The sequence below is a fragment of the Paenibacillus sp. 32O-W genome (assembly GCF_007679495.1).
Lineage (GTDB): Bacteria > Bacillota > Bacilli > Paenibacillales > NBRC-103111 > Paenibacillus_L > Paenibacillus_L residui.
In genome coordinates, this window is sequence record NZ_VEGP01000052.1 from 1 (window position 1) to 18027 (window position 18027).

Annotated in this window: 18 protein-coding genes and 3 tRNA genes; 9 read left to right on the forward strand and 12 right to left on the reverse strand. The window is 48.3% G+C overall.

All coding sequences use genetic code 11. The annotated features are described in order from the left end of the window. The first annotated feature begins 253 nt into the window (after window positions 1–253). A complete protein-coding gene (locus FS806_RS18210; protein WP_144939489.1) occupies window positions 254–1726 on the forward strand; it encodes a stalk domain-containing protein in 1473 nt (490 codons plus the stop codon). 30 nt (window positions 1727–1756) lie between these two features. Here FS806_RS18210 and FS806_RS18215 read toward each other — a convergent pair whose 3' ends face one another. From FS806_RS18215 to FS806_RS18240, 6 genes are all read right to left on the reverse strand, one after another. Continuing rightward, complete coding sequence (locus tag FS806_RS18215; protein WP_144939491.1) at window positions 1757–2620, reverse strand: ATP-binding cassette domain-containing protein; 864 nt, start codon at window positions 2618–2620, stop codon at window positions 1757–1759. Further along, window positions 2617–3438, reverse strand: coding sequence for a hypothetical protein (locus FS806_RS18220; RefSeq protein WP_144939493.1), 822 nt, complete (start codon window positions 3436–3438; stop codon window positions 2617–2619). The genes FS806_RS18215 and FS806_RS18220 overlap by 4 nt, the downstream gene beginning before the upstream one ends. Continuing rightward, the gene (locus tag FS806_RS18225) at window positions 3431–4012 is read right to left on the reverse strand and encodes an RNA polymerase sigma factor (protein ID WP_260982157.1); all 582 of its coding nucleotides are present in this window, start codon (window positions 4010–4012) and stop codon (window positions 3431–3433) included. Before FS806_RS18225 ends, FS806_RS18220 begins: the two co-directional genes overlap by 8 nt. 3 nt (window positions 4013–4015) lie before the next feature. Then, window positions 4016–6151, reverse strand: a complete 2136-nt coding sequence (locus tag FS806_RS18230; protein WP_222126710.1) for a hypothetical protein — start codon at window positions 6149–6151, stop codon at window positions 4016–4018. Window positions 6152–6189: 38 nt separating this feature from the next. After that, window positions 6190–7074, reverse strand: a complete 885-nt coding sequence (locus FS806_RS18235; RefSeq protein ID WP_313960601.1) for an ABC transporter ATP-binding protein — start codon at window positions 7072–7074, stop codon at window positions 6190–6192. A 123-nt stretch (window positions 7075–7197) separates the two neighbouring features. Then, on the reverse strand, window positions 7198–8001 hold the full coding sequence (locus tag FS806_RS18240; protein ID WP_144939499.1) for an alpha/beta fold hydrolase: 804 nt from the start codon (window positions 7999–8001) through the stop codon (window positions 7198–7200). A gap of 303 nt (window positions 8002–8304) precedes the next feature. On the opposite strand from FS806_RS18240, the gene FS806_RS18245 reads away from it, so the two are divergent. Beyond that, complete coding sequence (locus tag FS806_RS18245; RefSeq protein WP_186328421.1) at window positions 8305–10794, forward strand: O-antigen ligase family protein; 2490 nt, start codon at window positions 8305–8307, stop codon at window positions 10792–10794. Between the two features lie 134 nt (window positions 10795–10928). Further along, window positions 10929–11005 (forward strand) — tRNA-Asp (locus FS806_RS18250). Between the two features lie 87 nt (window positions 11006–11092). On the opposite strand, the gene FS806_RS18255 is transcribed toward FS806_RS18250, so the two are convergent. The 6 genes from FS806_RS18255 to FS806_RS18280 form a co-directional block, all read right to left on the reverse strand. Continuing rightward, on the reverse strand, window positions 11093–12004 hold the full coding sequence (locus FS806_RS18255) for an EamA family transporter (protein WP_313960602.1): 912 nt from the start codon (window positions 12002–12004) through the stop codon (window positions 11093–11095). 88 nt (window positions 12005–12092) lie between these two features. Continuing rightward, window positions 12093–12169 (reverse strand) — tRNA-Pro (locus FS806_RS18260). Between the two features lie 17 nt (window positions 12170–12186). Then, window positions 12187–12263, reverse strand: a tRNA-Arg gene (locus FS806_RS18265). Window positions 12264–12366: 103 nt separating this feature from the next. Then, window positions 12367–12834 (reverse strand): tRNA adenosine(34) deaminase TadA, encoded by a 468-nt coding sequence (gene tadA / locus FS806_RS18270; protein WP_186328422.1) that lies wholly within the window; start codon window positions 12832–12834, stop codon window positions 12367–12369. Window positions 12835–13092: 258 nt separating this feature from the next. Then, a complete protein-coding gene (locus FS806_RS18275; protein ID WP_144939505.1) occupies window positions 13093–13629 on the reverse strand; it encodes an ImmA/IrrE family metallo-endopeptidase in 537 nt (178 codons plus the stop codon). A 252-nt stretch (window positions 13630–13881) separates the two neighbouring features. Continuing rightward, on the reverse strand, window positions 13882–14244 hold the full coding sequence (locus FS806_RS18280; protein WP_144939507.1) for a helix-turn-helix domain-containing protein: 363 nt from the start codon (window positions 14242–14244) through the stop codon (window positions 13882–13884). Between the two features lie 245 nt (window positions 14245–14489). Here FS806_RS18280 and FS806_RS18285 point away from each other — a divergent pair, with 245 nt between their 5' ends. The 6 genes from FS806_RS18285 to FS806_RS18310 all read left to right on the forward strand — a co-directional run bounded on the left by FS806_RS18285 (window position 14490) and on the right by FS806_RS18310 (window position 18025). Continuing rightward, window positions 14490–15011, forward strand: a complete 522-nt coding sequence (locus FS806_RS18285; protein ID WP_144939509.1) for a sigma-70 family RNA polymerase sigma factor — start codon at window positions 14490–14492, stop codon at window positions 15009–15011. A gap of 198 nt (window positions 15012–15209) precedes the next feature. Then, window positions 15210–15638 (forward strand): phage tail terminator family protein, encoded by a 429-nt coding sequence (locus FS806_RS18290; RefSeq protein WP_144939511.1) that lies wholly within the window; start codon window positions 15210–15212, stop codon window positions 15636–15638. Next, a complete protein-coding gene (locus tag FS806_RS18295) occupies window positions 15631–15810 on the forward strand; it encodes a YqzN/YkzM domain-containing protein (RefSeq protein WP_144939513.1) in 180 nt (59 codons plus the stop codon). The genes FS806_RS18290 and FS806_RS18295 overlap by 8 nt, the downstream gene beginning before the upstream one ends. Continuing rightward, window positions 15811–17127 carry a phage tail sheath family protein gene (locus tag FS806_RS18300; RefSeq protein WP_144939515.1) on the forward strand — a complete coding sequence of 439 codons (1317 nt, stop codon included), beginning with the start codon at window positions 15811–15813 and terminating at the stop codon, window positions 17125–17127. It begins immediately after the preceding gene. 1 nt (window position 17128) lies between these two features. Then, window positions 17129–17590 (forward strand): phage tail tube protein, encoded by a 462-nt coding sequence (locus FS806_RS18305; protein WP_144939517.1) that lies wholly within the window; start codon window positions 17129–17131, stop codon window positions 17588–17590. 12 nt (window positions 17591–17602) lie between these two features. After that, complete coding sequence (locus tag FS806_RS18310; RefSeq protein ID WP_144939519.1) at window positions 17603–18025, forward strand: phage tail assembly chaperone; 423 nt, start codon at window positions 17603–17605, stop codon at window positions 18023–18025. Window positions 18026–18027 lie beyond the last annotated feature (2 nt).

Sequence of the window (18027 nt, forward strand, 5' to 3'; positions counted from 1 at the left end):
CAGGCTAGCGTCTTTAGGCGCAGTTTGGCAACAAGGGGTTATACCCCAAGAGCAAACCACCCGTTTGACGGGTGGTTCTGATTGTTTCGCGGAAGTGGAGAAATTAAGGTTAAAGAAACGAGCCAGGATCAATAGAGTAATGTTTAGTATTACTTTATATTACAAAGGATGACTTTTCGGAGGTGGTTATTAAGATAAACCGTATACTGACAAGCTGCAGAAGCACCGATATAATGAAAATAACGTATAAAGGATGAGAAGATGGAGGGGCCAATTGAAAAGCTATCGGTTTCTATTATATTGGGCGTTGTTTTTGATCTGTTATATGGTTCTCACCAATGAGGTACAAGCGGCGGAACAAGAATCCGTAAGTTATTCCGAGCACAAGGTAATTTATGAAGGTAAATCCTTCACGATTCAATACATAGAAGTGGACTTAAAGGATCCTGGCATTAAAGTAACACCATTGCTTGCAGAGGGCGGAATAGGCCACGTGGAAGAGTTTGACCAAATGATTCGGCGAAGCGGTGCGATAGCTGCCGTTAACGGGACTTTTTTCAACGCATATGAACAGGACTCCGGCATCCGGTACCCGAACGGATTGATGATCGCGGATGGAAGGGCGATTCATTCCGGGATAAACCAGACTTTGGCTATAGGCCTGGATAAGAAGGCTGTTATTGAGCATTGGGAGATGTCACTGAAAGCTCATGTATTCCACGAGGGTCAGAATATTTATTCCTTCACTCCGTGGAGTGTTAACAAATACTTCGGAGCGGAAGCTCATGACCAGGTTAATTGGTACTCCCCCGAATTCGGTAAGCAGCATATTGACTATCCCGGCGGAAGCAAGATTGTGATTTGTGAAGGGAAAATTGTCGAAATTACGGAAGACGAGGCTCAGATTCCGGAGAATGGGGCTGTTCTTTTTATCGGTCATGCCAAAGGAAACATCGAATACTTATTGCCGCATCTCCAGGTCGGGGTTGACATTCAATTAGAGGCGGCTCTTCAGAGAAATACAAACGGTCAGAGCGGCAGCAGTGATTGGCTCTCTGCTATTGGAGTAGGTCCCAAGCTTATAACCGCTGGCCGAATAGATATCGATCCGGAACGCGATGGATTCAATGATCCGAAGATAACGAGCTTGGCGGCGGTCAGGAGTTTTGTAGGAATTAACCATGAAGGCAAGATGGTAATGGGGACAACATCGGCCGCAACCTTATCGCAAATGGGGCATATTTTACTGGATTTGGGCTTAGTTGAGGCGATGAATATGGATGGCGGAGCAAGCTCAGCCCTATATGTGAACGGCAAGTTCGTTCGTCCGTCAGGAAGGCCGTTAAGCAATGCCTGGATCGTTCAGAAGCTGGAGCAACCGCAGGTGCAAATTTTTGTAAACGGGCAATATGTTCATGATTATCGGGGATATATTAACGGAAATACGACAATGGCTCCATTCCGTGGAATATTTGAACGGTTGGAGGCGGATTTCGAATGGGATAATGAAACTCGGACGTTGACCGCTTGGAAGGATAATATCCAGCTCATTCTTAGGCCGGATGACCAAACAGCTTATGTCAATGGGGAATCCGTCACCCTCGATTCCGCCCCCGTCATTATAGACGGACATATTTATATCCCTTTAAGATTTGTTACTGAAGCATTGGGCGCTACTGTGGAATGGGATTCGGAGCTTTATCGGGCGTCGATCATCGTTCCTTAGAGCCTAATGGGCAATGCTGCCGACTCTTTATTAAAATCTGCCGTTCTTTTCCCGTGTCCAGCGGCGAATGTAGTAAGCGTCCTCCAAGTTCGGTGGAACATCGACGAAGGAATCTGCAGGAGGCTCCGGTCCTATTGAACGAATAATGGCCTGCTGCCCTTCTAAGCGAAGCGATAGGATCCTGTCCGGATTCAGGTTAGGGAGAAGTTCAGGGTCCATAGTTCCGCTCCAGACCGACCAAGGGAGGTCCTTCGTCCATCGGGCAGGGGTACCGTGGAAACAGAGCATACCCTCATCGATCCAAACGATTTCGTCGGCCGCATATTCCCATTCATTCAATTCGTGGGTGGACACGATTATAGCCTTTCGTTCGGATTCCCTCGCTAATTCGCTAATGATCTTCTTCCGTTCGTGTATATCCAGGTAATTCAACGCTTCATCCAATAGAAGGAACAAAGGGTCCCCGAGAAAAGCTTGCGCTATGCCAAGACGCTGATGCTGGCCTTGCGAAAGCTCCTTTATTTTTACATTTCTCAGGGGCTGGAACTGAAATCTCTCGATAACCGCTTCCACCTCCTCCCGGGAATCTAATCCTTTGAGCTCGGCTAAATAAGACAGGAGCTTGTAGGGTGTCATTTCTTCATACATTTGCAATCCGGTAGGCATATATCCGATGCAGCTTCGAATAAGGGGGAGAGCCTCTTTAACGGTATGGTTTAAATAACGAATTTCGCCTTCATTGGGGAAAAGCGCGGTCGCCAACAGCTTGAGCAGAGTGGTCTTACCCGCTCCATTCCGCCCAACGAGCAAAGTGATGCCCCGGGATAAATATAGATGGTCTATGTTCAACAGGAAGTCGGGATGGCGATATTTCACTTTGTTCAGTTCAATCATACCGGATTCCTCTCACGGGATGTCCAATCCAATTTGCGCGGCCGATAGGCCGAAAGGAAGCAAGCCAATCCGGCGATCAGAAATAGTCCATAATAGACTTTTAGCTGTCCCAGTTCGATCCACTGATGAATAAGCAGCCATTCCTGGCCGAAATGAAACAAGAGAAAGGCCGCGATGGAAATGGTGAACCCTGCAGCAATCCCTTTGCGATACGTAAGATACGCCATCAACCCTCCCATGAAGAGAACAACGGATAACCAGGACAACATGAAGGTCAGAAACGAAAAGGACTTAACCGTCCATAACAAAAAAAGTGTACCAAAGAGTCCCAGCACAATATTAATAGCGACGACGATCAGCAGCCGGCTCAATATTAACAGCGCCGGTGGGAAGGGATGGATGCTCTCGATCGTCCTCATTTCCTTATTCCAGGAACGGTAGCTGTAGGCCATTCCGACGAGAATAAACAAGGGAATGGCAGTTGAAAACAGATTTCGCGGGACGAAGGTGTAGTTAGCAATCATACCGCACGTCGTCAAAGTAATCATAATAAATACAACAACACTGACCGCCCAGAACGATTTATGATAGGCTTGAAGCTGGTTCCTGCACAATCGGATGAATGATGGCTTTTTGCGCGGGACGGCGGACAGTTGAAGGGCTTGATGCTCTTCCTTAAGTCGGTCAAATTCATTCTGCAGATTGGCAATCAGACGACGTGTATCCTCCGGCTTCGGGGAACTAACGATATATCTGGATAACGGCTCTGCCAGCTCATTCATCATCTCATCGATTTCTTTCAAATCCGTCTTATGCATACGTATTTTCCCCCTCCTTCTTATGGCGGATCTGCACACCTTCTTGGATTAAGCGTGAACGCAGCCTTTTCAATCCTTGATATAAATTGGTTTTGACGGTGGACAGCGGGATCTCCATAATTTCCGAGATTTCATGCAGCTTCAAATCCTGGTAGAACCTTAGGATAATAATTTCCTTCTGAAGCTCGCCTAATTCATGAAGTGACATTAGAATTTCTTTACGCGTTTCCTGTCTTTCGTAGATTTCGACGACGGAAGGCCCTTCATCCCGTCTGTCCGGCGTTTCAGCAATCTGCTGCTTTTCATTCTGAAATCCGAGGCTTTTCCAGTAATCGCGGCATAAATTCAGAGCGACACGATACAGCCAGGGGCGGATTTGCTCAGGCAGCCTTCCCTTCTTCAATTGCCGGATTAATCGCAGGAACGTCTCTTGAACAAAGTCTTCCGCTCTTTCCCGATTGTACAGATGCCGTTCCAAATAGCCGAGCAGGGGTCCATGATAGCGATGGATAAGCACCTCAAATGCCGCTTGATCCCCGTCGGCCATCCTTTCGACCAATTGTTCATCCGTCACCGGTTATCTCTCCTCTCCGGAGTATGGTTGCATTACCCGGTTCCACTCCTCCAGCCATTCTTGTTCGGTAATGACCGGAATATCCGCTTCTGAGGAATGGCTTTGAATAGATAGCCCCCGTTGATAAAAGGTATTTAACAGCGATTTAACCTGCGCTGTTTTTCCCTCGGCGATAGCCCGGTCGATCATGGCGTACAGATCTGTTCCCTGGTTTAGGGAAAGCAGCGGGTATACACCAGCCAAGCTTCCTTTGACTATCTGTTCATGGGTGAAATGCATCTCTTCACGTAAATAAAGATAATAGAAGGCATTGCGAATCAGGCCAACGATGGAGTGAGGTTGTTCCTCTTCCGGTTCGGAGTAATAATTCATATGTAAATCTCCGAACAGATAGGCATTTACCGTTTTCTCCAGCTGATACTTATCCAAATTGTGGGACGTCGTTTCAGACAGGATGAGGCTATGCCCGGTAACCTTAGCCATACCCCCAACGTAGCCTTGGTTAGCCAACGATAGATAAAAAATTTGATCAATCCCATTGGGCGGTTCATTCAACCAGGAGCGGTAATAGTTCAAATGCTTAGACAAGTCCCGAAGAAATCGTTCCGCCTCAAGCTTGTTGCTGGGCGTAGTAATGATTCGAACCGGCTCTTCGGGTACGGTTACTTCTATAAAGCTGCCCGAGAGGGCCGTCAGCCCGTCAGTTTCTGCCGATTCAAATTGTTGGTTTCCCGGCTTGCTTGACTCCGTTTCGGGAATAGTCCCATAGAGCCGATGATCAAATCCTTGAAAATGGACTTTAAAACGAGCTTTATACCCCAGCCCCGCTTCCGTATTCAAATAAAGCTTGTCCGTATCCATTCTACCTTTAAAATAACGAAATTGCTCTCCGGGCAAAGGGTACCACGCGGCGCTCTCCGGAAGAAATGCGTTCTTGCCCGAAAGAAAGACCGGGATGGCGGGACGTTCGGATAAAACCATCCATTCGTATAAAGGACCGTTATAAGATAACTCCAAGGTTTGAAACTCAAGATCCGGATCCGGGCGGACGGATTCCAGAATGAACCGGTCTCCATCCCGGACCCAGGCGACCGATTGATGATTCCACTGCACACGGGTGACTTCCAAATTACGGTTTAAGACGAATGGCAGGGAGGCCGTTTTCTCCTGATCATAATTAGGAATCGTTAAGACGGCATCGACTTGAATCCGGTGGTTGGATATACGGGATACCGACAGTTGGTATTCGCCTATTCTAAACTCGTCGGGCTTATTTTTCGAAACAAGCTGTTCATAAGAAGCTGCATCTTCCCTGGCCGCTTCATACTCTTTATAGCGGTCTATCCATAGTTTTCCGTATGGAATGAAGCATAGAATGACTAAGGCAGCAGCCCCCGCACATAGTCCCAACCACCATCTCCGGAGGCGAGAGGGCCGATGAAGAGTGAGATAAGCTGCAGCAGCGACCAGCAGTAAGAGCGTAACCGAAAGGGTGAAACCTCTGGCATACCACAGCTCGTCCGCAATGATGGAATGTCCCCATAGTTCGCTTTCCAGAAGGGAATCAACGAGAAATTGGTTTAGATGGAAAGTGGTAAGAGGGTACAGCTCATAACGATTAATGATGAATACGTCCAGGAAGAAGGTTCCGAACATCCAGGCACAAAACCCGATCAGATATGTAATTCTTCCCGGTATCCATGCACTCAGAAGCATAGCTAGTGCCAGTGTGACAGCATAGGACACTTCATATTGGAGAGCGAACAGCAGCGTGTAATCTATCACTGCAGAGACGGAAAGCTGACGAATCCATCCGTAATATATAAATACGATGGCCATAGCTGCAGTAAAAAGACTTAAATAAATTAAATAAACAGTATATTTCGCAGTAATCCGAGTCCAGATAGAAACCGGCAAGCTCCCCATCCATGAATATCCGGGCCGGTGGAAATCGGAGCGAATGGACCAAATTCCAAGCATGAATGCCACCCCGAGAGTCAATACATGCTTAACCTTGTGAAATTGGTAAGCGTAGGCGTACAGATTCTCGGAGGCGGGAGGTGCGATATGCGACAGTTCGAAGGCAAACCAAAAACCATAAAGCAGAGGCAGCAGAAACAGGATTGGTTTACTTAGCAATGCCTTGGTTTCAGACTTTACCTGTCTAACCCATTTGCTCAACTGGCCTCACCGCCGATCAAGGCCAGGTAACCGTCTTCCAGGGAAGGGGAGAGCGAGAGAGCATTAGCCGTAGGGGAATCGGAGGCAATAAGCTTGCATTGAATTCCTCCCGGTATGCGGCGGGAGTGAATAAGCTGGATTTCCGGATTCCCAACCAACCGGAGGAATTGCTCCTCCTTCACCTCTACTTGCCACACCTTGCCCTCGGCGCGGGCTTGCAGCTGCCGTTGGGACCCGACGAAGGCAAGAACCCCTTGCTTCATTACGGCAAGCCGCTGGCAGCTGCTTTCAATATCCGAAACAATATGTGTCGATAGGAGTACCGTTCGCTTAATGCTGAACTCCGATAACAAATGCCGAAAACGGATACGTTCCTCCGGGTCAAGACCGGCAGTGGGCTCGTCCACAATCAGAATTTCGGGTGAAGCGAGCAGCGCTTGGGCGATCCCCAGCCGCTGCTTCATGCCTCCGGAATAGGTTCTGACCTTATCCTTTGCCTTAGTCTGTAGATTGACTTTTTCCAGTATAGTGTCAATAGCAGACTTCCTTAGTCTGGGGTCGTTCATTCCCTTCATAACGCCGATATAATCGAGAAAATCATAACCCGTCATATGCGGATAAATTTCGATAAACTGCGGAAGATACCCGATTATTTGGCGGATCTCTTCGGCATCGGACAGGGGACGGCCGTTTATTCGAACCGTACCTGATGTAGGATTCAGCAAAGTGGCTAGAATCTGCATCAGAGTTGTTTTACCGGCTGCATTCGGTCCCAGCAGCCCGAACATTCCCGTTGGGATTGTTAAATTTAGGTTGCGAATCGCCCAAACGTCTTTTTTAAATTGTTTGGATAAATCTTCAATTTTGATCAACGTTCTCATCCTTTGCCGGACTATATGAATCGCATTCTAATCCTTCAACGATTGCCCTATGTAAAAAGTTTGAATTAGACTTAACCGAAACAAAGACCAACCGGCTTCGATTGGTCCTGTTAAGCTTAATGGTTATCCGTAGATTTGCGAGAGGAAGGCCTTCATTCGATCAGCCAGCAATGAGGGAGCTTCGATCATCCCCATATGTGCGGCACCGTCGAGCAGAAATGTCGAGATGTTGTCCCCTTCAACCGAGAAGGTTTTGTCCGGAAGGACAATCTGGTCTTCCGCTCCGGCCACCAACAGTACGGGCACTTCGGCCATTCTCAGCACCATTGTGCGGTCTGTTCGTTCCCTCATCCCCTGGAGGGAGCGGATGGCTCCGTCCGGATGCGTTGCTTGGCCTATTGCCGTCATGCTCTCGACCTCCCGGCTCATGCTCTCCAGATGGGCTTTGGCAAAAAGCTTCGGGATCAATTCCCCTGCAAATGCATTCATTCCCCGTTGCCGGATGGCTTCCATATTATCGGATCTCTTCCGCTTACCTTCTTCATTGTCAGGCAGCGCGGTAGAGTGAATCAGACCGCAGCCGGCCAGCTTATCCGGATGCTTCCCGGCAAAGGCGGCAGTTACATATCCGCCCATAGAATGCCCGAATAGAACGGCCTTCTCGATCTCAAGCTGCTCTAACAGTTCAGCAATGTCTTCCGCCATAGTTTCCATTAAGTACGGGCCTTCCGGAACGGAAGATTGCCCGTGCCCTCTTAAATCCGGAATGATGAGCCGGTAGCCGTTCTCTAATGCCGGCGCGATGAACTTCCAATACTGCGAGCTTCCGCAAAATCCATGCAGCAGGACTACGGCATGACCCTGTCCGCGATCTTCATAGGCCAGCTCCACCTTCTGCCCCAGAGTGCGTAATTGAGCTTTATGCATGGGTTTTCCCACCTTTCGATTTGTAATGGATAAAGAAAAACAGGCACATAACCAGGTCCGTAAAAATACTTTTCGTATAGTATAGCATGCCGCGGTGTATTACATGCAAAGGGGAGAAGCCGAAAGTAAAAATTTTACATTTTTATTTTAGAAAGCTCTATTTCCTGACACAAAATGAATTTATTCATTTAATTTTTTAAAATATAGAAACTTTTTCCAAAGTAATAAGTCTATATGGTTGTAATATTCATTACAGCATGGAAGGGCCAGATGAAACAGGCCCATAAAGATAAAGGAGCAGAGATGAAGACTAAATTAACCAAACAACCCGAGCGCCTCCCGGTAAACCTGGGAATATCGGAGCCCAATGAAATCATATATTGGACTGGCCTGGGATTTATTCTATTGTTCTTGTTCATCGCCCCGTTCCGCACCGGCTTATATAACGGCTATCTGATTCAATACGAAGTCAATGTTTATGGGTCGGCAGCTTGGACAGCCTTATTCTTCTTTCTCATTTCGCTTTATTGGATCTTTCGTTGGAGAATCAGCTCCGTGAGAGATGCCTTAATGTTATTAGCTTGGGGTTTGCCTTTATCCTACCTCTTATCCGGATTCGTGGCCGTATCTCCCTACAGCAATGGAAAGCAGATTTTGCTTCATGCCATGTATGCGATGTTATTCGGGCTGGCGGCTTATTTCGCTCGAAGCCAATCGGGGAACCGGATGCTCCAATTCGGAATTATGACTTCCGGTTATATGGTGGTCATTTATTGCATTCTAAACATGTTCGGAAACGCTTATTTTCGTGATGCTGTCATGGAAGACCAAGGCTTGAGGCTGACGGCTGTCTTTCAGTATGCCAATGCTTATGCGGCTGTGCTGATTGCCCTGCTTTTGGGCTGCTTGCATTTTATCATGTCCTCCCGCAGCCGGGTGATCGTTGCACTGAATGCATTAATGCTGGTTCCGTTGGCTCTCTCGTTCTCGCTAACTCTATCCCGCGGGGGAATTGTGGTGCTTCCGCTTATATTGCTGGCGCTGCTGCCTTTCCTCTCCGTTGTCCGGCAAATCTGTTTTTTTATATATTTGGGGATCGGCTTCACAGCCTCCTTCCTGATTACGGACCGGATCAAGAGCATATCACTCGAAATGCTCAAACGAATGAAAGCCTCTTATGAACAGAATGGTGCCGCCGATACGGTCAGCCTATTGGATCCTCTTTCCTGGAAAGGCTGGCTGACGCTCGTACCGGTATCGATTGGGGCGGCAGCCCTTATTGTCATCCTCCAGCTATACCTGGCGCCGTTGATGGAAAGAAAGCTTGCGCGGTTTGCCGGCTGGAAATGGTCTAATTGGATTGTTCCCGTTGGCCTCATAGCCTTAGGGGGAATCGGACTTCTGCTTATCACTCAGGGTTCAATGGTCGGGAATCTGCTCCCGCAAGCGCTGCACCAGAGGATCGCAAGCATTAACCTCCAACAGCACAGTGTACTCGAAAGATTAATGATGTTCGCCGACTCATTGAAAATATTCGCCGACCGGCCGGTTCTCGGCGGAGGCGGCGGGGTCTGGGAGGCGCTGTTCACCGCTTACCAGGGTGCTCCTTATCTTCCGAGGCAGGTTCATAGCTATTTCTTTGAATACCTTGTTGAAACCGGCTTGGTCGGGCTTATTTTCCTGGGAGGGTTACTCCTGCTGGTGTTTATTTTTTATATCAAAAATGTGTTCTTAAGCAAAACAACAGATCCCGATCAATCAATTCTTTATTATCTTGTGGCCATGTCCATCTTGCTTCATAGCGCGCTTGATTTTGAAATGAGCTATGGCTATATCGCCGCACTCGTGTTCCTGTGTTTGGGTGGGATGGCATCCGCTGTAACTACTGAATTACGCCTGGAAGGAAGCAAGCTGTGGGGTTGGCTTACGGATAAAACCTGGGGACGGCTTGTTCCGGGTATGATTTCGGCCGCGGCCCTTATAGTACTGATCATATCCTTTTACGACTATCAGGCGAATAGAACCTTCTATACTTACTTGGATCAAAGCATGAAGGGGAACAATGCCCATGCGAACCAAGCTTTAGAAAAAGCCTTAAAGGCGAGGCCGAATCATCCTGAATATGTGTTGGCCAAGGTCAATGAATTAAATAAGATGTATAACCAAACAGGGGATTCGAAGATTCTGGAGGAAGTGGCGAAGCACCTGCAGCAGTTAAGTAAGAAGGAGCCTTACAATCGTTTGCTTGTTGAACAGCAGTTCATTTTACATCTCCGAAAGGATGAGCTCCCGGAAGCATTGGACGTTGCATATTCACGTCTGGAAAGCAGTATTTGGGGCCTGAGCCTGTTTGAGGATTTTCCAAACTGGTATGATCGTGCGGTTGATCTGAACCTGCAGCTGGGTGATCAGGCCAGAAAAAATAATGATCCTGCAGCGCAGCAAAAATACTGGGATGATGCCATTCAGCTTTACCAAACGGTGCTGGATAAAATGGAGCTGGAGCAGCTTCCGGAAGGGCAGATGCACGAGCCGTTCGGGGTGGGTCCGGGGATGGCACTGTCTATCGGACAAATTTATTATTTGCGGAATGATTACAAGACTGCCGCGGATGTCATGGAACCCTATACCGAAGGGAATTGGGAGCTTCCGGCAAGCCGTGAATTGACCCGGTGGTATTTGGCGGCGGGAATGAGGCAGGGAGAGGAGCATCCTCCATTGTATGACAAATTCATCGGGCAGTTCCCTGATGAGAAAGAATGGATTGAAGGAATGGTTCATTACGATGCTTGAAGGATTTCGATGAGGGAATCGTGATACCACGGATGAATATTCCCGACTAACAAGGGCAGCTACTAAAAAGTACTTGCATCTGATTCTAGGACATGCTATTATATTGCTTGTGCCTTTCTTATAGTAGTTGCCAAGGAGCTGTGGTGTAGAGGCCTAACATGCCTGCCTGTCACGCAGGAGACCGCGGGTTCGAATCCCGTCAGCTCCGCCATTTAACCCAATGATATGATTTAGAGCAGAGTGCGACTCTGCTCTTTTTATTTTCTCTCGGAAAAACAAAAAAACGTCCGAAGACGTTTTACTGAAGCTTGAGCTGGCGTTTCCTTCTTAGGCTGGCGATCCATTCCGGCAATGCGATGCCTGCCAATATGATCAGTACGCCGATCCATTTCGCCACCGAAACCTCTTCCCGAAGGACAAGGCTGGAGGCAAGAACTGCGGTCGGAAGCTCTGCAGCACTCAGGATCGTAGCCAGTGATCCGCCGATATGAGGAACCCCCAACGCAAATAAAAAAGGGGGAATTACGGCACCGAGCAAGGCCAAAACAACCGCAAATTTAATGAGTCCGTTCCATAAGGAGCCATCGACCAGAAAAGTGGGCGGGAAAATGATGCTGATCAGTATAAATGAACCGGTGAGCATGATGGCGCTTCTTTTGGCCGGATGGATATGAGGAGCGGTTCGGCCACTGAATAGAATGAACAGTGTATACATAAGAGCGGCAACCAAACCCAAGGCCACGCCTGCTAAAGTAAAAGAGCCCAGTCCCTGTTCCAGAATCCCGCTGGCGAGCACCGTTCCGGCCAGGAGAATCAGTAGGGCGACCAGCTTTTCTTTGCCCGGCCACCTCCGGTTGAGTAGTGACTCGATAAGCAGGCCCATCCACGAAAATTGAAACAACAGAATAATTGCCAAAGAAGCCGGTACATATTGCAAAGCGGCATAATAAAATACACCCGTCAAACCGGTCGTTGTTCCGACGGCCATCAGCATTAGTATTTCTTTAAAGGATGCCGGTGATACCGCGCCTCCCTTTTTTCTGATTTTAACGACGATAAAGATTATCCACAGTGTAAGCATCCCCAGTAAGGTCTGGCTTCCAACGACCTGATTGACGGTAAAGCCCGATTGATAGGCCAGCTTGACGAAGGTGGACAGCACTCCAAAGCTGCAGGCACCTAAAAATACCAGAATTACGTATCGCATCATGGGTAACTTCATCCTTTTAGCTCGTGTTATGCATCTAAATTACAACAAGAAAGGGACCCCCAATTCTGGGTCCCCGATGCTTATGTAATGGTCGAGACGACAGGATTTGAACCTGCGACCTCTTGGTCCCGAACCAAGCGCTCTACCAAGCTGAGCCACGTCTCGATATCTTATTAACTTACTGGCGCGCCCGATACGATTCGAACGTACGACCTGCAGTTTAGGAAACTGATGCTCTATCCTGCTGAGCTACGGGCGCTTAAGCAAAAATCATTATATCATAAATAACCGGGAATGGGAAGAGGAGCAGCCTTCCAAAATTTCCGCTGATCCCGGACAGTTGCGCCGGAATCAGCATAAGCCTAACGGCTTTTCTTTCGCAAGGTGCGGAAGAAGTCGGTGAGCATAGAAGCACATTCTTCCATAAGAATTCCGCTGGTAACCTCCACCTGGTGGTTAAACCTTTCCTCCTGCAGCAGATTCATTAATGTCCCCGCACAGCCCGCTTTAGGATCCGCCGTTCCATATATGACATGGGGTATTCTTGACTGGACGATAGCCCCGGCGCACATAGGACAGGGCTCTAATGTTACATACAGGGAGCAATCCAGCAGCCTCCAGGCCTGCAGATGTTCGCTCGCTTGCCGGATCGCGATTAATTCGGCGTGAGAAGTCGGGTCCAGTGAGGTTTCCCGCAAATTGTGCCCCCGGCCAATAATTTCTCCATTATGAACAATAACGGCACCGATGGGAACTTCTCTTTTGGCCAATGCTTTCTCCGCCTCTGTTATAGCTTCGCGCATCCAACGGACATGGTCCGGATGGTCCACTGCTTGTCCCTCCCAACTTCTGAAATGTGGATAATTCATCGAACATCCATTCCTTTGTTAACATGTTGTGGATAAGATTGTGGATAAGTTCTGATGACTTCCGTTTTCTATTGTATAATTCCTTAATCTGAAGAGCAAACAAACTATGAAAAACGTCGAAAAGTCAGAATATTTCAGCATAAACCCGTTTGACTGCCGCCCTGAAAATAACTACATCCAAATCATTCCAACCTGTGAATAACTCCTGAATAACTCATGCTAAATCAGCTTGCGCTCATCCAAAGCTACTTGTTTAAGCCATTCTTCGTGCAGTATAGTTTGCAGGATTCTACGTTGAATTTGCTCCACTCTTCTTCGCGCAAGCTCTCTGGTGACTCTGAACGTATGTGTAATCAAGTCTATCAAATCATTCTGATGAGGAGGCAGTTCCATCCGGTTTAGCATGAAGAACGGAATGGCCGCATAGGGCACGAAGCTGTTCGCATCCTGTTCCTGCCACTGGAGAAAGGATTCCGGCATGCAGAATTGATTTCCGGAATGCCTCAGGACATGGCAAAGCTCATGAAGGAAATCCTCCCACTGCTCCTCAGGAGATAGGCGGGCATCCACATTTACGCTGTACATACCTAGACCACGGTCAATATGACTGCTCCGAAAAGGCTGATAATATACCCAGATATTCATTCTTGATGACACATATTCTATGGTGAGATGCTCCGGAGTGGTAATTCGATATTTGCGGCAAATTTGTTCGACCCATTGTTCGAAAGGAGTGCATTTGTAAAGAGATAACACCGTTATCACCTCTTGTCATCAGTTTAATACAGAACATACGTTCCTTTTTATTTCGAAAAAGAAAGCCCTTACTGGGCACAGAACTTTCCTTTAGTAATTGTTATTTTGCCATGCCTCTAATTCTTCGTTTCAGGCAGCTCGAACGAGCCTGCACCTCTACTTGAATCAAAACAGCGACCGGGTTTCATAGCTTCTCGTAACTGGCTTGTCCGGTTTAGCCATGGATTCCCTCATAGCTTCCCGCTGGTCAGGTTATTTTCCCTGCCGGTCCCCCGGCTTGCGGTCTTTCTCCTTCTCCATTAGAAATTCAAGAAATTTGCGAGTCTCCTCGCGTATTTCCGGGGAAGCGTTCTTTAAATCCCTAAACAGAATCGTCAGCTCCGGATCATCAATATCGGGTATATCCTGGGTTGGCGTATCCCGACCAAGCAGATAGTCGACAGAGACATCGAAGAAATCGGCTATTTGCTTTATAGTGTCCGGGTCCGGCTTCCGGTCTCCCGTTTCATATCTGGATAACTGAACATTGGAGATGCCCAAGGATTCGGCCAGTCTTTTTTGTGAGAGTCCTGCCTTGTCTCGAAGAGATTTGATTCGATTACCCAATACGCTCATTGGAATGTCCCCACTTTGAAATCAGTTAGTACTCAAATATTACCATTTACCATTACGGTAATAAATAGTTTTGCCAAAACGGAAATAAAATGATTGACATTACCAAAATGGTAATGATATGATCTGTAATAAGTTACCAATATGGCAACATTTGAATGTCTTCTCTCTCCTTGTAGCCATTTTGGTAAAAAAATTTCGAATTGAATTTGCCAAAATGGCAAAAACGCTAAAGGAGGCGCGAGGGAATGGAAAGGGGAGAGTTGATTAATAAGCAAAGCTGGTTAAGCCATAAGGAACTGCGGGATTCTTACCGCCGCACCTGCCGTGTCATTGAGAAGGCTCATCAATCGGCATCGGATCTAGGGGAGAAGAAGCTTCTTTCCGGCATGTTGTCGGATTGCAGGTTTGCCCTGGAATGGCTGGATACGGGAAGACCTCCGGGAAACCGTCGCGGGATCGAAAGAAGGGCTTGTTATCAGAGAGAGAAGCTTACCGATCCTGCTTCCATCCAGGTTTATGCGGATAACAGGATCCATCCCCAACCTGCCCTACTGACGAATAGACAGAGAGCCAGGCTGGAATTCGTCCTATCCCGACTCAGCGTCAGGGAGAGGGATTGCTATGTGTTGGCTTACGGAGAGTGCTTTTCCTACAGCCAGATTGCAGCCATGCTGCAAATTACGAAAGGCAGTGTGGGGCAGTACATCTTAAGGGCGCAGAAAAAAATATCCCAAGCCGTTGCGATGTCATACGATTGCCACCTATAGGTGAAGGGAGTTCCTGAAGAAAGGAATCTCTTCTTGACTATAGATATCACAGCAAAGGGCTGCTGCCATGCGGAACAGCCGCAGCAGCAATCCGGGCCAGCAAGGAAGGAGGGAGGGACCGTTGCCATCGTTTAACCTGCAGCATTTAAGCGAGCTCAAGGGGTCGGGCAGCAAATCTCCGCAAGCGGGTGATAGATTATGTCAGTCACACTCGATGATGTGAGGAACGCAGTCGCTTCGGCCATTCGCCGCCGTTTTCCGGATGCCGCCGTCTGGCTGGAGGAGGAAGTAACCGGAGAACCGGAACGGCCGTGTTTTATCGTAAAGCTGTCATCCGTGCGCCAGGTCAAAAAGGCGGAGCACCGTTATTTGCGGACTCATTCCTTTACGATTGAATATTGGTCCGGCTCCATCGCAGGACTGCATGAAGTGGCCGAGGCTCTATACGATCATCTGGAGTCAATTGAAATTGCCGGGGATTTATGCTGGGGAAGACACTGGAGCCACGAAATCAAGAACGGGATCCTTCAATTTATTGTCGAGTATCCTATGCAGTTGATTCGTGCCAGGCCTTCCTCGCCAAAGATGAAGACTATGTACCAGGAAGGGGATTTAAAACATGGCTAAGCCCAAAAAAGCACAGCCCGCGGAATATACCAAGGAGCAGTATCTGCAATCCAACCGGTATTCCCCTGTGCAAAAAAATGTGTTGGACGCCCTGCTGACGGACAACGAAACCTATACGCCGGAGCAGGTTGCCAAAAAAGTAGAACAGTTTATGAAAAGGGAGGCGAAATAAATGGCCGGAGGAACATGGACGACACAAAATAAAGTGCGCCCGGGCGTTTATATTAATTTTGCAGGAGAAGCGAAGCCGCTTGGCGCCATGGGGGATCGAGGAACGGTGACCATGCCGCTTCCATTGAGCTGGGGGCCCGCCAAGACGGTCATGACCATTCATGCCGGTGATTCTCTGAAGGATGTATTGGGATATGACCTTGCAGCGCCCCAAATGCTGCTTGTGCGGGAAGCGCTCAAGAGAGCCCGGACCTTGCTTGTGTTTCGGGTGAACGCTGGGGTTAAAGCATCGGCGACCCTGACCGATCTTAGGGTGACAGCGAAGCACGGCGGAATTCGCGGAAACGACATCATGATTACGGTCCAGCCGAACATTGATCAGAATGATAAATTTGATGTTCGCACGCTGGTTGCCGGTGAAGAAGTGGACGTGCAAACAGTAGGCGACCTCTCCGAGCTTCAAGCTAACGCATGGGCTGAATTTGAAGGAGGAGGAGTGCCGGAGGCAACTGCCGGACTTCCTTTAACCGGAGGAGAAGACGGTACGGCAAGCAATCAGGACTACACGGATTATTTGAATGCCATTGAAGTGTATGATTTTGAGACGATGGCGCTTCCTTCCGGAGATGCGACATTGAAATCTCTATACACTTCCTTTATCAAGCGGTTAAGAGAGTCCGAAGGGAAGAAGGTTCAAGCCGTGTTGGCCAACTACCCGGAAGCGGATTATGAAGGAATTATCAGCGTTAAGAATGGAGTCATCCTGTCCGACGGAACTAAGCTGGATGCGATTCAGGCAACGGCTTGGGTTGCGGCAGCAGTTGCCTCCGCCGAGGTTAACGAATCGTTAACCTATCAAGCCTATGACGATGCGGTGGATGTGGACATCCGCTATACGAACAGCGAAATCGAAGCCGCTCTGCGCGGCGGCGAGTTCGTCTTCGTGCACAACTATGGCCGTGCAGTTATCGAGCAGGACATTAATACCTTCCGCTCCTATACTCCGACTAAGGGCAAGCTGTTCTCCAAAAACCGGGCTATCCGCGTGCTGGACGGTTTGGCGAACGAATTTAAACGGAAATTCGAGACGTACTATATCGGCAAGGTAGACAACAATCCGGATGGTAGAAGTCTGTTCCGCTCGGAATGCGTCAACGATCTGGAGCGTTATCAGAACATGAACGCCATTCAAAATTTCAATTCGCAAACGGATATTACCGTCTCCGAAGGACACGACCTCGATAGTATCTATGTGGAAACTCAGGTTCAGCCGGTAGATGCCATCGAAAAAATCTATATGAAAGTGAAGGTGAAGTAAATTGGCATTTCTAAGAGCGAGAGATACGATTTCCGGTCAGGAAGGTCGGGCTTATGCCAAAATTAATGGCGATAACATTGAGATGTTTTATATTAAAACGCTGGAAGCAACGGTAGAGAAGGAGAAGGCGGAGGTCAAAACGCTTGGCCGTCGGGGAACTCAGCATAAGGCCATTGGCTGGAACGGATCGGGAAGCATGACCATTTATTATGTCACAACCCGGTTTAGGGAATTGATGTATGACTACATGAAAACCGGCATCGATACTTACTTCGAAATCGAGGTTATTAATGAAGACCCGGCTTCGAGCATTGGTTCGCAGATCGTCCGATTGAAGGGAGTCAACCTGAACAGCGTCGTTATGGCTTCTTTGGACACAGAGTCCGAGGCTCTCGAGGAAGAGCTTGAATTCACCTTTGAAGATGTAGAGATCATCGGCAGCTTCAGAAAACCGGCAGAATAAGGAGGATGAACCATGAGCGATTTAAGTATGTTCTATGCGCAGAATGCGCTTGCTGATTTGACGGAGGAGGTCGTCGTCTCGACCCGGTTTCGGGATGCGAATGGCAAAGCGATTGCCTGGAAGCTGAAGAGCATGACGGAAGAGGAGAACGAGCAGTGCCGCAAGGCCGCGACCAAACGGGTCAAGGGCAAGAACGGCGCATACACTCCGGAGATCAACTCCGACGAATATGTGGCCAAGCTCGCTGTGGCCAGCGTCGTCTATCCTAACCTGAACGATGACAAGCTGCAGAAATCGTACGGCGTTCTCGGAGCCGAGTCGCTGCTGCGGAAGATGCTCCTCCCCGGAGAATATGCAACTCTTGTGCAGAAAGTGCAGGAAATCAACGGCTTCGACAAAGATCTGAACGAAATGGTGGACGAAGTAAAAAACTAATA

Coding starts and splice junctions, on each gene's coding strand:
- FS806_RS18210 (WP_144939489.1), top strand. CDS start 254: ATGAGAAGATGGAGGGGCCAATTGAAAAGCTATCGGTTTCTATTATAT.
- FS806_RS18215 (WP_144939491.1), bottom strand. CDS start 2,620: ATGATTGAACTGAACAAAGTGAAATATCGCCATCCCGACTTCCTGTTG.
- FS806_RS18220 (WP_144939493.1), bottom strand. CDS start 3,438: ATGCATAAGACGGATTTGAAAGAAATCGATGAGATGATGAATGAGCTG.
- FS806_RS18235 (WP_313960601.1), bottom strand. CDS start 7,074: ATGAGAACGTTGATCAAAATTGAAGATTTATCCAAACAATTTAAAAAA.
- FS806_RS18240 (WP_144939499.1), bottom strand. CDS start 8,001: ATGCATAAAGCTCAATTACGCACTCTGGGGCAGAAGGTGGAGCTGGCC.
- FS806_RS18245 (WP_186328421.1), top strand. CDS start 8,305: ATGAAGACTAAATTAACCAAACAACCCGAGCGCCTCCCGGTAAACCTG.
- FS806_RS18255 (WP_313960602.1), bottom strand. CDS start 12,004: ATGATGCGATACGTAATTCTGGTATTTTTAGGTGCCTGCAGCTTTGGA.
- FS806_RS18280 (WP_144939507.1), bottom strand. CDS start 14,244: ATGAGCGTATTGGGTAATCGAATCAAATCTCTTCGAGACAAGGCAGGA.
- FS806_RS18285 (WP_144939509.1), top strand. CDS start 14,490: ATGGAAAGGGGAGAGTTGATTAATAAGCAAAGCTGGTTAAGCCATAAG.
- FS806_RS18290 (WP_144939511.1), top strand. CDS start 15,210: ATGTCAGTCACACTCGATGATGTGAGGAACGCAGTCGCTTCGGCCATT.
- FS806_RS18295 (WP_144939513.1), top strand. CDS start 15,631: ATGGCTAAGCCCAAAAAAGCACAGCCCGCGGAATATACCAAGGAGCAG.
- FS806_RS18300 (WP_144939515.1), top strand. CDS start 15,811: ATGGCCGGAGGAACATGGACGACACAAAATAAAGTGCGCCCGGGCGTT.
- FS806_RS18310 (WP_144939519.1), top strand. CDS start 17,603: ATGAGCGATTTAAGTATGTTCTATGCGCAGAATGCGCTTGCTGATTTG.